This is a genomic window from Thalassomonas sp. M1454, from assembly GCF_007097525.1.
Classification (GTDB): domain Bacteria; phylum Pseudomonadota; class Gammaproteobacteria; order Enterobacterales; family Alteromonadaceae; genus Thalassotalea_A.
This window is the reverse complement of sequence record NZ_VKDD01000002.1, coordinates 456,354-470,407: the sequence shown is the minus strand read 5'-3', so window position 1 is coordinate 470,407 and position 14,054 is coordinate 456,354. Positions and strand designations below refer to the sequence as shown.

General features: G+C 33.3%; 13 protein-coding genes. 2 read left to right on the top strand and 11 right to left on the bottom strand.

Going from position 1 to position 14,054, the window contains the following annotated elements; all coding sequences use genetic code 11:
• Positions 1-14: 14 nt before the first annotated feature.
• The 8 genes from FNN08_RS03965 to FNN08_RS16305 are packed head-to-tail and all read right to left on the bottom strand — an operon-like array spanning position 15 to position 8,093.
• Positions 15-440, bottom strand: coding sequence for a DNA phosphorothioation-associated protein 4 (locus FNN08_RS03965; protein ID WP_143583452.1), 426 nt, complete (start codon positions 438-440; stop codon positions 15-17).
• The gene (locus FNN08_RS03960; protein ID WP_185962559.1) at positions 441-2,474 is read right to left on the bottom strand and encodes an AAA family ATPase; all 2,034 of its coding nucleotides are present in this window, start codon (positions 2,472-2,474) and stop codon (positions 441-443) included.
• The gene (locus FNN08_RS03955) at positions 2,464-2,655 is read right to left on the bottom strand and encodes a hypothetical protein (protein ID WP_143583450.1); all 192 of its coding nucleotides are present in this window, start codon (positions 2,653-2,655) and stop codon (positions 2,464-2,466) included. The genes FNN08_RS03960 and FNN08_RS03955 overlap by 11 nt, the downstream gene beginning before the upstream one ends.
• The gene (locus FNN08_RS03950) at positions 2,646-4,679 is read right to left on the bottom strand and encodes a DEAD/DEAH box helicase family protein (RefSeq protein ID WP_143583449.1); all 2,034 of its coding nucleotides are present in this window, start codon (positions 4,677-4,679) and stop codon (positions 2,646-2,648) included. The genes FNN08_RS03955 and FNN08_RS03950 overlap by 10 nt, the downstream gene beginning before the upstream one ends.
• A 2-nt stretch (positions 4,680-4,681) precedes the next feature.
• The gene (locus tag FNN08_RS03945) at positions 4,682-5,458 is read right to left on the bottom strand and encodes a TerB family tellurite resistance protein (protein WP_143583448.1); all 777 of its coding nucleotides are present in this window, start codon (positions 5,456-5,458) and stop codon (positions 4,682-4,684) included.
• Positions 5,459-5,477: 19 nt separating this feature from the next.
• The gene (locus FNN08_RS03940; protein WP_143583447.1) at positions 5,478-5,915 is read right to left on the bottom strand and encodes a DNA phosphorothioation-associated protein 4; all 438 of its coding nucleotides are present in this window, start codon (positions 5,913-5,915) and stop codon (positions 5,478-5,480) included.
• Entirely contained in the window at positions 5,905-7,926 is a 2,022-nt protein-coding gene (locus tag FNN08_RS03935) for an AAA family ATPase (RefSeq protein WP_143583446.1), read from the bottom strand. Before FNN08_RS03935 ends, FNN08_RS03940 begins: the two co-directional genes overlap by 11 nt.
• The gene (locus FNN08_RS16305) at positions 7,926-8,093 is read right to left on the bottom strand and encodes a hypothetical protein (protein WP_185962558.1); all 168 of its coding nucleotides are present in this window, start codon (positions 8,091-8,093) and stop codon (positions 7,926-7,928) included. The genes FNN08_RS03935 and FNN08_RS16305 overlap by 1 nt, the downstream gene beginning before the upstream one ends.
• A 243-nt stretch (positions 8,094-8,336) precedes the next feature.
• Between FNN08_RS16305 and FNN08_RS03930 the strand changes: the two genes are divergently transcribed.
• Positions 8,337-9,845, top strand: coding sequence for a hypothetical protein (locus FNN08_RS03930; protein ID WP_143583445.1), 1,509 nt, complete (start codon positions 8,337-8,339; stop codon positions 9,843-9,845).
• Positions 9,846-9,873: 28 nt separating this feature from the next.
• Here FNN08_RS03930 and FNN08_RS03925 read toward each other — a convergent pair whose 3' ends face one another.
• Positions 9,874-10,527: a HEPN domain-containing protein gene (locus tag FNN08_RS03925; RefSeq protein WP_143583444.1), complete on the bottom strand. Its 654-nt coding sequence runs from the start codon at positions 10,525-10,527 to the stop codon at positions 9,874-9,876.
• Between the two features lie 35 nt (positions 10,528-10,562).
• Positions 10,563-11,267 (bottom strand): hypothetical protein, encoded by a 705-nt coding sequence (locus FNN08_RS03920; protein WP_143583443.1) that lies wholly within the window; start codon positions 11,265-11,267, stop codon positions 10,563-10,565.
• Positions 11,268-11,790: 523 nt separating this feature from the next.
• Between FNN08_RS03920 and FNN08_RS03915 the strand changes: the two genes are divergently transcribed.
• Complete coding sequence (locus tag FNN08_RS03915; protein WP_143583442.1) at positions 11,791-12,696, top strand: YeeE/YedE thiosulfate transporter family protein; 906 nt, start codon at positions 11,791-11,793, stop codon at positions 12,694-12,696.
• 423 nt (positions 12,697-13,119) lie between these two features.
• On the opposite strand, the gene FNN08_RS03910 is transcribed toward FNN08_RS03915, so the two are convergent.
• Positions 13,120-13,656, bottom strand: a complete 537-nt coding sequence (locus tag FNN08_RS03910; protein WP_143583441.1) for a DUF3750 domain-containing protein — start codon at positions 13,654-13,656, stop codon at positions 13,120-13,122.
• Between the last annotated feature and the right edge of the window lie 398 nt (positions 13,657-14,054).

Here is a 14,054-nt window from a genome sequence, read left to right as displayed (position 1 = left end):
CTTAAGAACTTTCTCTAATCAAAAAAACCATCAGTTATGTCGTCTATTAAATCTTCACCTTCAATAGGCTCATGCAATAAAACTTCAATTGATTCTTTTATATTATTTTTATCGATAGTTTCATCTAAATATTTCAATCCGCCAGCGGCATACTCTTCAAAGACATTAATCATTTCTTTAAACTTTTCTAATTTCAAATAACTGACATCATCATATTCAGCTAGAGCCATTGAAAATATAAAAGGTATTTCACTAACATCATTAAAGAGGTTTAGCTGAATTGGTTCAGCAGTATCTTCAAAAGATAATCGTTCCCCCTTTTTAAAACCAATCGCAGCCGAAAATAATAATACCGATTTTAAAGTTGAGAACATTTCATCTTTTAACAGTATCATCATCTCAGAATAATCTTTTGGTCGTCTAACTCTGTAATGCTTCATTTAAACTTCCTCCAATGTAGAAAACTCAAATCCATTTTTTGATCTTTGAACATAAGAGCTTTCTTTAACTTCCATGTCTTGTGGTGCGTGATAAACTAACTTATATGATTTACCAACTTTATTTTCACAAGCTTGCTTTACTTTGCCTGACCATTGTGAATTTGAAACAAAAATAATTACTTGCTCAGCTAACTCTGAAACACTGCTAGCAACCTTTTCTCTATAGTCATCATCTAATGCACCAAAGGGTGAATCCATTACTAAAGGAAATAAGCCACCTTTGAAGAAAGTGCTTTCTTTTTCATGTTGATCTCGGGCTAAATAGATAATACTTGATATAAAGCTTAAACTAGTTACTTGGCGTTCCCCTGTAGATTGCTCACTAACAATGTACTCTTCACCTTCAGCAGTTGTTTTTTTTACTTGAAGCATAAAGTCTTCATCAATAATTGCCTTTACTGGTTTCCGTATTATCGATTGAAAAGTATTATCTACTCTTTTAGATAAATCCTTTCGAACTTTATCCGTTAAAAAATCCCTTAAAGTAACAAGCGTATTTGAAATTTTCTCTGAGCTATTCATTCTTACATTAGCGATATTTTGCTTAAGCTTTTCATCTCCGAGTCTTTCTTCTAGCTCCCCCTTTTCTTTTAAGAGCTTAGCTGTCTCATCAAAGTTACTTTTAGCAACCCCAAGTTCTTGTTGGGCTAAATCCTCTTTCTCTTTTCTATCTTTTCTTATATTCTCAAGTCTTAATATTTCATTATCGTCTAAAGAAGTTATCTTCGAATTAATTTCATCGATTTCATTTATATATCCTTCTTTTTGCTCATTTAAACGAGACAAGCGTGCAGTTTCGTCTTCATAGTCTCGAATAAATTGTGTGCTTGTAGATTCGTAGCTATTAAGTAAAGCTGAAACATTTGTGTATATCGACTCTATTTCATCCGAGCCTGCATTTTCCCGAACCTCCATAAGTTTTTTATATTGGACACTACCTTCTATAATTTCAGTTCCACAAATACAAGATTTAAGGTTAATTCGATCATCAATAAACTGCTCCTTAATTCCATAGGGTAATATTCCTATTTTTCTTTTCTCATCAATAAGCGTCTTACTTTTCTTAACTAAATCTGCAGACATTGAAATATAAGCTGATTCATCAATAAGCCTTTTTTGTTTATTAATAGCTTCTTTAATTTCAACCTGACGCTCTTCAATTAACTCTTCTAACCCCTCTCTTTCAGCCTGAAGCTCCCTAGATTTTTCAAACTGCTGCAACTCTCTTTCAGCAGCTTTTCGTTCCACCCCAAAGCTCTCAACTTCTTTTTTGGCATTATCCATAGCTAAACGATAATTTTCTTTGTCCTCTTCTAGTCCCTGAATCTGCTCCAAAAGAAGCTTATGGTCTTCAGATACTTCCCCTTTCTTAAGGTTGCGGTACTTAGTTTTCACTTTATCAACATGAACAATAGCTCGATCAACAAGTTCTAACCCCATTAACTTTCTTATCGCTTCTCTAATTTGTACACCTTGTTTTACGCCAGCTAGCTTTTCAATTCTTTCGCCATTAAAAAAGAAATAAGGCTGCAAATTTTCGGGTAAAATATTACTAATTTCTACCGAAGGAGTTTTAGAACGAATAGTTTCACCATCGACTGTTCTTACGTCTAGATGAAATTGTGACTTTCCTATTTTCTTAGCAAGAATGCCACTCGTTTTTTGATATTCTTGTTTCCTCACAGCTTCATAGTATCGATCTTCATGTTTAAATCGGATAGCTATTTTTATATCCAATAATTCACCGTCACTTTTTTCTTGTATCGCGGCTTCATTTAATATTTTTTCATTACCAGTATCAAAATCGGTTTCGTCATAAAAGCACCATTTAAAAGCATTCAACAAGGATGTTTTGCCACTTCCATTGGCGCCATGAATAACCGTCACGTTTTTATTCTTTTCTTGTGAGAAATTTATAACCACTTCACCAAAAAACTGCCTGAAGTTACTGATAGTTATTGAGCTAAGAATCACTTGGCAACTCCTTATCTACAATTTTCATGATAGAATCTAAAATTTCTCGCTCATCTCGCGAGTTCGCCTTAATTTCTTTTACATGTAACTTTCGTTTTTCGATACTCAATACTGCATTAAGTATTCTTTGCTCTGATACATTTAGGCTTTCAGAAATTATTTGTTTAGGTGTTAAAGCCATTTATCAACTCCGTTATCTTTGGCTAACTCAATTAATTTTTCATTAGACTCATTTCTATTAATAGCTAGATTTGAAAATTCAAATGCCCTTTCTAATTCTTTCTCAATCATATCGTCTTCTCTATATTGGCTTGACGGCGGAGCAACTAAAAAATCATGAATAATAGCTTTATCTTTACCTTGTGATTTTCTTAACACTCGCCCCCTTCTCTGTATATATTCTCTAGGATTAGTTGTACTTGCTAAAATGTATGCTACTCGTGTAGCAGGTACATCTACTCCTTCATCTAAACATTTAATTGCTGCAATAGCCTCCAATTCACCGGTTGAAAACAAGTCTAAAATCTCTTTACGCTCATCTAAAGATTCTTCAGCAGTAAATTTTCGAGTTTTAATTCCTTGCTTACCGACCAATTTAACTGTCCTTTCAATGTGCCTCTCGTTATCTTCACCTCGACGCATACCACAATAAACTAGAGTGTGTTTGACTTCACCATTTGATTTTTGTTCGCTTAACAGCTCCTCAAGCAACTCTAGTTTACTTTCTACTCCAGCAATTAAATCAGTTCGCTTACCCAAAAGTCGATTATGTTCTTTTGTTTTCTCACCTTTAATTTTGCTTTTCGGTTTCTCTATATTTATTAGCTCAACTAAGTATAGGTATTCAGCATATTCTGCTTCTGATAACAAACACAAATGAGGGTGATACTCGTAGGGGCATAAATAACCAGCACTAATTGCATCTTCCAACGAAAACTCAATTACTGGTTTTCCAAAATAATCAAATAGCTTACTAGTCCCCTTTGAGTCGTTGTGGCGATCCGGAGTTGCTGACAGAGCTAATCTAAATTGCGCATTGCTTGGAAGTGAGTTTATGTAAACATCTGATCCTAAGTTATGCGCTTCATCAGCCACAATCATAAAATTAGATTTTATTTTTGTTATTTCTTTTTGGAAGTTATCTTTAGCGAAGGTACTATTAGTAACCATAGCAATAACATGTCCGGATTTTTGAATTGTTTGAATACCTATTTTCTGAGCTAACTTATTTGACCACTCAGAACTATTTTCATAACATTTGATTGCATTGAACCCAAAACCTAATGCTTCGGTATGCCATTGATCTAATAAGTGCTTTAAGGGCAATATGATTAAAGTAAATAAAGGCTTTTTGTTATCAATTACTATCTTTTTTTGTAATTTTTGAATTGTTGCTAATGCTGTAATTGTTTTACCTGAGCCTGTAGCCATAACGAAAGTTCCTCTCCCGTTGTGCTCCCCCCACTTTCGAATTGCTTCCTCTTGATATGGCCTTAATTTAATTTCAGAAATGTCTGAATCAGAACTAGCTGAAAGATAGGAGCTATAATTTTCACCTTTATACCTTTCTATTTCATTGATTAAGTTTTTGCTAGGTATAAATACGTCAAAAATAGGATCTTGATTGGACCATAAAAGATTAAATGAGTCTCTAATATTCTCAATTCTAGGTGTATCGTTAGGAGATGAAAAAATATCAATTCTTTCCCAATTAGATTTGGCTGCACTAGTATGATTATAAGAGCCGCTATATGCTATTTCATTTCCTTCATTATCTTTAGCTAGGGCTATTTTTGCATGGAATAATCCATTCCCCTTTTTAGGTACGGCAATTTTAAAATTCAATATTCCAGCAGCAATAAGAGAACAAAGTTCTTCTCTAGTGTTTTCTTTAAGTGAAAGTATCATTTCCATAACACTTCGCTCATTTTGATCTATAACATTATAAGATTGGATGGGCTCCGAGATAATTACTTTAGCATCTTCAGCATTTAACTCTGGTGAAATAACCCATCGACTCTTTCCGCCATTTAACGCAAACTTAGCCATTCCTTCAGCAGTGTCTTTTAACCAACCAGAAGTAAAGTACCCTACTGCTACATCATATGTAGAAGCACTGCTTAACAATGGATCAAATAAGCTATCGACAGGATTACTTTCCGAAGTAGAAATACAATACGGGAAATCTATTTTATTAAATGACATTCTTAATAATCTTCAAAATCTAAAAATAAATCATCAAGTAAAACCTCGTCAACTTCAGTATTTTCAATAGGATCCGAAACGTCAGATTTTGGTGTATGCAAGTTTGAATCTAAATGATATTTTTTTGCTAATTTTTTCATATCAACCTTAGCAGTCCTAACATTCCAATCAAATGCACGGTATAAATCTTGTAAAAATGTTACTTCATTAATATCAACCTCACCATCGGCTATTGCTACATATTGCGCAGCCTCTACAACTTTTTCTTGTTCAGATTTTGACAGTGTTTCAAACTTTGAAAATACAACCTCTCGTTTGGGGGTATGTTCAAGAAAGTACATTGATTGTGCGGTAATATATTTCTTTTCTTGAGTTGAAATAAAATTAATTTCTTTTATTAACTCTTTTATTTTGTCTGACTCATTAACATCTACAACACTATCTATTTTTGCCATTAAAACTGATGTTTTTGCAATTAACGAGGCGAATTTGAAGTTTTCCGATTCTGAATTCAAATTAACTGGCTTATCTGTAATAGAACAACTACCGGCCATATCTTTATTTATAATATTGCTATTAAATTTTGGATAACTTGCCAAATCGTTGTTACTTAAAGATTGGTTTAAAATTTGAACATCGGTTTTCGTTAACTTGGAGCCTTCATACATAGGGATATGATGAATAAAGTCGTAATAGTTAACTACCTTAACACCGTCACTATCTCTTAAAGAACTTTTTATTTCTCTAAAAAAATCATCTAACTTTTCTTGATTAGCCATTAAGCTTCCTTTCTTATTTTTATATTTTATCTAACTGGTCTAACAGCATATCAGGATTTCTCTCTAATAGTATAAAATCAGACAAGCAGTCAATATTTTTGTTTCCACTTTTCAAGATTTCTTGGTCTATTATAGATAACCCAGCTGCAGCATATTCTTCAAAAATTTTAATTCGTTCATTTATATTATCATCAGATAAAAGCTTAATACCTTGATCTGTTTTAAAGTGTGCCATAGCAATTGTATAAATTACTACCTGGTCATATTCTGAGTTGAATACATGCAATGGAATAGGTTCAGAGGATTTTGAGAATTGTAATGGCTTGCTATTTCGGCTTTTAGCTAAACATGCAGCAAATATCAATATATCTTTATACGAAGAAAAAATATTTTCTTCATCCTTAAGGCACTTAAATACATGTTCAAAGTTTGCAGGTCTTTTGACTCTATCCATCATTACTTACTTCCTCAATAACTGTGCGCTCAAAAACTTTAACTTTTCCATTTTCACTAATAGGTTTAGAATATTTAAGATAATTATGAATACCTACAATGTTTTTTGATTCTTTTTCCACAGGCCCGTTCCACTGTGATGAAGATACAAACAATACAACTTGCTCAGCTAACGCTGGAATATTTTTGGCTATTAATTGGCGGTACTCAGTATCTAAAGCACCAAAAGGAGAATCCATGACTATTGGAAATATTCCTCCTTGAACTAAGTCACTTTCGTTTTGTAAATTTTCTTTAGCTAAGTTAGCTATACAGGCAATAAAACTCAAACTTGTTATTTGGCTTTCACCTGTGGATTTTTCAACAACTAATTGTTTACCTACTTTCGGAATTTCTTTATAGATTTGAAGCGCGTAGTCCTCATCAATTTCAGCCCAATATGGTTTTCGGATAATCCCTCTAAATGTTTCATCAATTTTTGTTGACAGCTTATTTCTAATAGTTTCAGAAAGAACCTCTAATAATTTATCAAAGACTCGCTGGCATTCCTCGGCAACTTTTAACCTACGAGCTTGCACACTTTGCTTTTGCTCGTCTTCAGTTAGTTTCTTCCTCTCTTTCTCAACTTCTTTTAATTCTGAGGTGTAATTTTTTAGTTTTGATTTTAACTCGCCAATATTTTCAGAGGTTTCTTCCCTTTGATCTAATAACTTAGTTCTTTCCAACTCTAGTTTTTTCGCTGTTTCAATATTACCTACGTTTTTAGATATGGCATCTAATTCACCTAGAAGCTCTTTTCTTGTTTGTTTTAGATACTTCTCTCTTTTTATATAGTCTGTCAATTGAGCTTGAAGATCACTAGCACTTTCATCAATAAAATTTAACGCTCCTGATACTTTTATAAAAGCATCCTCTAAAGACTTACTCGTCGATTTATTCTTGTACTGCTGTAGCGTCATCTCTCCAGAAGTGCCTGGTAAAACTGAATTACCACAAATACACCTTCCAGTATCAAGAAGATCCTCTATTAACTGGCCTTTAATTTTATAAGGCAGCTCTCCTTTTTCCCTTTTTTCATTTAGAATAACAGACACTTTATCTGCACTTGGTTTGAAAAAAGCAAAAAAACCTTTTCCTGAAATCAACCTAGATTTTCTAACATTTAATTCGTCAAACTCTTCAACCATTTTATCCAGTCTTTCAGTGATTTCATTCCTCTTTATTTGTAGTTGTGCAGCTTCTTTAACTTCAGCTAGATTTTCCTCTAACTGTTTTATTTTTGAATCGTAAAACTCTCTTTCTTTAATTAACTTCTCTCGTTTCTCGTTTAATTCTACAATCTTTAAATTAAGTCGATTCTCTTTTTCTAATTCTTTTGCTAATGCTCTACCAGAAGTTCCTTTCAACTTTTTCTTAAAATCTTTACACACATAATTATTTAAATGATTCGAAGCCCTTTCAATTATTTCCAACCCCATTATTGACTTAATGGCGTGTCTAATATCTTTAGAGCCAGTGTTGTTAGCGAGTTTTTCAATTCTTTCTCCATTAAAGAAAAAATAACTGTGTAGTGATTCAGGCAAGATTTGATTTATGTGTGTATTAGGGTTTGATGAAAACTTTATGACTCCCGTTTCTTTTTCTATCCAAGATAATTCCACTAGCTCACTTCCTAGTGGAGTAACTTTATTTCCTTTTTGTTTTTCAAATATTTTTCGTCTTATTATGGAATAATCTAATCCTTCATGAACAAACTTCACATTGCTCATTAATTCAATCTCTTCCCCTTCAACAGCATTACTAATAGCTTCTTCATTCAGTAGATTTTCAGCACCAGTATCAAAATCAACGTGACCATAAAAACACCACTTAAAAGAATTAAGGATTGTTGTTTTTCCTGAACCATTCTCACCATGAACAACTGTAATTTTTTGGCTTTCGCTGAGCGAAAAGTTAATTACATTTGAACCATGAAACTGCCTGAAATTAGATAAAGATAGACTTCGAAGTTTCATTACTTAACCTTTCCTTCAATAACGGCCTTTATTTTTTCAGCAATTTCTTTTTCTTTGGATTCAATAGTATTTTGATAATGCTTATAGCTTTTTTCTATTTTTAAAATTTCTCCCACTAACAGCTGAGTTTCCCGCGTAGCAGAAGCTAAAATCTCTTTTGGTTTCATATCATTAACAAATAAAGTAATTTGAGAATAATTATAGGTTGTTTATTTAAACATTCAATACATTGGTATTTCATTTTTGAAGCTAAATTTAAAATTAAACATAATGCTCCAGTAAAAGATATTCAGTATTAACACCCCCTATAAAAAGTCAACCAAGCAATTACAAATTACTTACAATTGTTTTCAGAACCATATTTAATTTCGTTGTAAAATTAAAACCATAACTTTTTGACTAGTTTTATTATGGCTAATTCACTATCTGATATTTATACTTTATTTTCAAAAATAAACTGCAAAAAGATAAATGGCAGTTTTATCTTGCTAAAACCAATTTTATTATTGAAAGCAATTGCTGATGCCAGCGCAGGCCAAGGAAGATTAAAATCTTTTTATGAATGGAATAACTTAATAAGTGAAATCAATAGCAAATTTTCTTTAGGTTTAACTAATATCCATTATCCGTTCTGGCGTTTACGAAACGATTATATATGGGAAGTAGAAAGCGCAGACAATTTAAAAAAACTAGAAAATAAATCCGGTGATGTTTCAATTCAGCACTTTAATAAACAGAACCCTTCTGCTGGTTTAACTCAGGATGTATTTCAAAAACTTCAGTCCGATAGCAATTTTTCAAAATCTATATATAATTTGATTGCACAATCGTTCAACGTACCAATTAAAGTGTGTCAAAATATTAGTAGTGAGTTGTCAATGGATAATATGGATATGACTGATAATTTAAAACAAGAACAAGATTTAATAAAAAATTATAGCGAAACAGAATATACAACAGTAAAAGGAAAAGTACTTAAGGGATATATATTACCTATTAAAACTAAGGAGTTAGCTCTTAAAGTTGATCCTTATACTTTCCCTAAAACTGATGGATTTTTCATCAGAACTAAGTACATTAAGAATTTTGATATAACAATTGCTGACTTACTGGAAAGTGCAGAAACCATTGACTTCAAAAAATTCTCAAATTTGAAAAATTGTACTTTAGATATTATCGAGCATAAAACGGCAAAGGGAAAGGTTTTAGTTGGTTCTGTAATTGAGGGCTTTACAAAAGAGGAGCTATCTAAAATAGATCCTTACACATTCTACAAAAGCAAAGGATTTTTTGTTAGGCAAAAGGCGTTAGAAAAAATCGCAAGTGAATTAAATATCACCCTTACAGAACCTAAACACGGAGCCTTAGAAAGCAATAAGAATCATAAGTCGGCCTCTGTTAAAATTGAAGAACTAATACGTAAGTCAGATAAAGGCGGGATTGCTTTATCAAGTATTGTTGATTCACTAAACAACGATATGCATGAGCAAACTATCTATAAATCAATTAAAAAAAATCAAAACATATACCGACTTGATAAAGGAGTGTATGGAATAATCGGCTCTCAATTAACACAAGAAGAGCTTATTGATATTATAGAAATAATTGAATGCTACTTAGTAACAGGCCCTAAAACTGAACAGTTTATTTTAGAAAAAATTAGTCAGATAAAAAGTCCTATTACCGAATGCTTATTAAAGGATATTTTACAAAAGTTTCCTAACTCAATGGTTTTAAGAGGTGGCTTTTTTAAATTGTCTAATGTGAGACTTGAAAAAGTAGAGCGCTTATTTAATGAGTTTAAAAACTCCATGCATACACCGCATTTGACAAAAGTCCAGCGACTAATTTTTAACGAAATAGTAAAAGAATCAAATGATGTTGATTTAAGTGAATTATTTTCTGATTTAAATTTTTAGCTCCATTACTGTAACAAACTTTATTTCATTAGAGAACTACAGGATAAGTCGCCTCACCCCAGATCTCATTCGGGCTATCCATCATAATTTCTATCATGATAGGTACAAACTTAGAAAGGAAGGTAACTGCGTCGCGCATTTGGGCGCGATTAACTCCACTATTCCATGTTGCGCCGCCGTGCATAGTTTGGTTTCTTAGGGTGTATAATCTTGCGAATATCACGCTTAGCGTAACTTCGGTGTTCTTGTGGCCTATGGCTTTGGTGGCAATAGAGTTAGCTGATTGGAATTGTTCTTTCCAGATTGTTTCATCAATTTTTTGATTTTGATAATCCCAAAACGGTTGGAATACAAATTGGTTTTGTAGCAATACTCGAATGCTGGTTGAAAACTCATTCCATACTAGGTTATCAAGCTGTTTGTTATTATCTAACGTGCATAAGCGGTTGATGAAGTTGCGAAAGGTTTCTTGCTCAGTAAAACGTTGGTGGTCGTCAATTTCAAACGCATAGGCGGCATTAAAGGCTATCCAGTGAAAGATAAACTTAGAGTCTAAGTCATCTACTTGCTCTGCTTTGTCTAACCAGCTTAATGCGCGATGTACTCTTAAACCTAAGTTGTCTGAGTAGTTTTCGCGCTCGTTTCTTTGGCGTTGCTTTAATGCTTTGTAATTGGCTGTCATAGGGCTTCTTATATTTATACTTAATAATAAGTATATTAAATGTATTTGATTGTTGCTTGTTCGGCTAATTTTGATGCATTTTGTTTAGCATTCTGATCATTATTTTCATAATAATGGCCACGGTCAGCTTTATTTAGATCTCTAGACTTAATTCGATTTACCGCTTGTTGCTTTAGCTGCTTTTTATATTGTTCAAGCCTATTTATTTCACTCTCAACTTCTTCTATAGATTTATTATATTTGCTGTTTTGCTTTAAAGTTTTGTTTTTGACTATTTTGGAATTTGTAGATTTATCTACTTGTGTATATTTCTTAGCAACATAGTTATTTGCTTGATGCCCCTTAATAACAAGATGGTTAGCATCACTATTTGTTTTATTTAGCTTTGAAATTTGTTTGGCTTTTACATTGGTTTTAAGATCATCAACAACCATCGATTGGAATACCCATTCAAACGATTTAAATATTCCTTTTAACAAAAAGGCAACTATCTTCAATGCCATAACAGCCATTTCTTTCATGATTAAAAATGGAAACGTGATTGGCAGAAACATAAAAAACAAGAATGTAGTTAACGGATCTTTGTCATTGTTATTTGAACGGCTACTGAGTAATAAACCAAAGGCTAACCAAGGTAGTATTGAAGATTCTTCTTCTACCCCCTGTTCGTGATAATCGTACTCATCAAAATGATCATGGTACTCTTCATCGTATTGTTCATAATCATCGTGTTGTGACATAAATTATCTATAGTTTACTGGCGTTTATTTAATGACCTAATAGTAGCAAAACAGTTCAATTGTCATTGTTTTAATTTGTTATTAACAAAATAGACTGTAACTGTTGGTTTAACTGTTATTCTGGGATAAGCAATTGATACAAACGCCGTTAACATTTTACTTACAACAAAGTATTGCAGTGTTTTACATTTGGTTAACGGTATTTTTTCTAGAAAGGTTTAATATTAAACACAGTTAACTTTCATAGTTTTCCTCCCTGAAATGCTATATTTTTTTGCCCGACTCCTTAGTCGGGCTTTTTTTTACTCCTTTTTTGGTCTTTAGGTAAGACTGAAGATGGATTTCCATTAATACAGAAACGATTAGATTTTCGCAAAGTTGATATTTAAGATGTTCCTAGACTTTATTGCCCCCTATTTATTCACTTCCTAGTTGCTCCCTCTTTATATAAATAAGATAAAAAGCAAAACGCAGAAAAATTTGCTTTACTTTAGAACATGTTAACTATTGAATAGGCTCTAAAATGGTATTAGCTTTAGCATTGGTTTGTATTTTTACTTTAGGCTATTTAGCACAAACAACAGGATTGTGTTTAATACGTGGTGTAAAAGAAAGCATAGAGGGTAAGTACGAATTTTTAATGGCAATCTTGCTAAGTGGCTCCCTTTCTTGGGTCGCATTTTATTTTGCTAATTTTTTATCGTCTCCAATGCAAGCCCCCTCTTTTGCTGCCAACTTATGGTTTGCTTTAGGTGGCGTAATTTTTGGCATTGGTAGTGCGCTAAATCAAGGGTGTGGCGTATCAACATTAAGTAAATTATCTCGTGGTGATGTTAAAATGTTTGCCACAATGACTGGTTGGTTATTTGGTTGGTTTCTTTTGGCTTTATGGTCACCAAATATAGAATTAATTAAAAGTAGCTATGATAGCAAAATAATAAATATTGCTTTAGCTGTACTATCAGTTGTTATCGTTATTTGGGCTTTAGCAGGCAATAAGGAAAGAAAAAAGTTATGGTTTTCAATGCTGGCTATTGGTTTAATCGCCAGCTTTTTGTTTCTGTATGAGCGCCATTGGACTCCAAGTAGTTTATTGCATCATATTAGTGATGCTTTAATAAAAAATGAACAAACTAGTTTCCCCTCTATTGAACGGTATATTTTATTTTTATCACTTATTTCAGGTATGTTTATAGCAGCTTGGAGAACTAAGCGTTTTCAGTATGAAAGTGTTGATATTAAGGGAATTGCAATACACCTTTCTGCAGGAACTTTTATGAGGCTAGGAGCAGCTATAGCCCTTGGCGGCAATGATACTCAGTTATTAGTATTTTTACCTACTATGTCCTTAGCAAGTATTTTGACTATGGTATCTATGTTAGTTGGGATCCGTATAGGTATTGCTATACACAGTTATGTTAATAATTAGCTTAAGCCTTAACACCGAGTTAACAACAAACCTTTGCAGTGTTTTACATTTGGTTAACGGTATTATTTTTAGAAAGGTTTAATATTAAACACAGTTAACTTTCATAGTTTTCCTCCCTGAAATGCTATATTTTTTGCCCGACTTCTTAGTCGGGCTTTTTTTTGTCTTTTTTTAAGAGATGAGATCCTGAATCAAGTTCAGGATGACGAGCACGGTTCATGGGTATAAACAAACAAAGTGATGGATTCCCGTCTACACGGGAACGACGAATAAAGTCTGGGGCGGCGAAAGTTGGGGAACAACAATCGTTGGGGAACGACGAATAAAGTCTAGGGAAGCGAAAGTTTGGGAACAACAATATTAGGTAAACGACAATAGTTATGGAAAGACGAAGTGCAGGGATTAAATAATAGAATCTCGCCTTTATTCACTGTTGTCGGCATAACCACTACCTATTGCTCTAAAAGGTAAGTCTAATTCTAACTCGGGTACTTGTTTTGCAATCCAGGCGACAAAGGTGTTGCTGTTGGGGCCGGGAAATACGCTGTATTCATTTGCCCATGGATAGGTTTGTACTGCTTGTTTAATTTTAGGTATTAACTCATATGCCCTATCGCCTTTAATAGACAATAATAATTCAGGTTTTGATCCATACCAGTATCGGTCTGGCGTTTTAGTTGTGTATTCTCGTATAGCAGAATAGCCACGATCTACTTGCCATCCGACTACTTCATAAACCGTGTATTTATTGGCATTTTGATCTTTGATTGCTACCCAAGGATGTACCGCAAACCAACCACGCCAGCTAAATGCATCGGCGGCGTAAACTTCAATAATGGCTCTGTCGTCTTCATTTGGTAATGCTGCTATACTTGCAGGCTCTCTGCTTGCTGTACGCCAGTCTGAATTGGCACAACCTGATAGCACTAAAATGATGAATAAGGTTATAACGCGATGCAAAGATATCTTCCTATAACTTGGTAAATACTAAGGCTTTGTTTAATTAATCATACGATAACAGCGTATTTAAACAAGTATAGAGGTTAAAGAAAGTGTAAGTAGGTATGTGAAGATATTCGCTGCAATGCCCTTGTGGCTTTGGCAAGGTTTTATTTATTAGTGAACAAGCTTTAATTAACAAGTTTTTAACGACACTCTTTTGCACTGTTTTACATTTGGTTAACGGTATATTTTCTAGAAAGGTTTAATATTAAACACAGTTAACTTTCATAGTTTTCCCCCCTGAAATGCTATATTTTTTGCCCGACTCCTTAGTCGGGCTTTTTTTTGCTCTTTTTTAAAGATGAGATCCTGAATCAAGTTCAGGATGACGAACACCCGGCACGGTTCATTGGAAC

What these genes read in the sequence shown, in the direction of transcription:
- FNN08_RS03930 (WP_143583445.1), top strand. Translation starts at nt 8,337, where the DNA reads ATGGCTAATTCACTATCTGATATTTATACTTTATTTTCAAAAATAAAC.
- FNN08_RS03935 (WP_143583446.1), bottom strand. Translation starts at nt 7,926, where the DNA reads ATGAAACTTCGAAGTCTATCTTTATCTAATTTCAGGCAGTTTCATGGT.
- FNN08_RS03925 (WP_143583444.1), bottom strand. Translation starts at nt 10,527, where the DNA reads ATGACAGCCAATTACAAAGCATTAAAGCAACGCCAAAGAAACGAGCGC.
- FNN08_RS03950 (WP_143583449.1), bottom strand. Translation starts at nt 4,679, where the DNA reads ATGTCATTTAATAAAATAGATTTCCCGTATTGTATTTCTACTTCGGAA.
- FNN08_RS03945 (WP_143583448.1), bottom strand. Translation starts at nt 5,458, where the DNA reads ATGGCTAATCAAGAAAAGTTAGATGATTTTTTTAGAGAAATAAAAAGT.
- FNN08_RS03940 (WP_143583447.1), bottom strand. Translation starts at nt 5,915, where the DNA reads ATGATGGATAGAGTCAAAAGACCTGCAAACTTTGAACATGTATTTAAG.
- FNN08_RS03955 (WP_143583450.1), bottom strand. Translation starts at nt 2,655, where the DNA reads ATGGCTTTAACACCTAAACAAATAATTTCTGAAAGCCTAAATGTATCA.
- FNN08_RS03915 (WP_143583442.1), top strand. Translation starts at nt 11,791, where the DNA reads ATGGTATTAGCTTTAGCATTGGTTTGTATTTTTACTTTAGGCTATTTA.
- FNN08_RS03920 (WP_143583443.1), bottom strand. Translation starts at nt 11,267, where the DNA reads ATGTCACAACACGATGATTATGAACAATACGATGAAGAGTACCATGAT.
- FNN08_RS03965 (WP_143583452.1), bottom strand. Translation starts at nt 440, where the DNA reads ATGAAGCATTACAGAGTTAGACGACCAAAAGATTATTCTGAGATGATG.
- FNN08_RS16305 (WP_185962558.1), bottom strand. Translation starts at nt 8,093, where the DNA reads ATGAAACCAAAAGAGATTTTAGCTTCTGCTACGCGGGAAACTCAGCTG.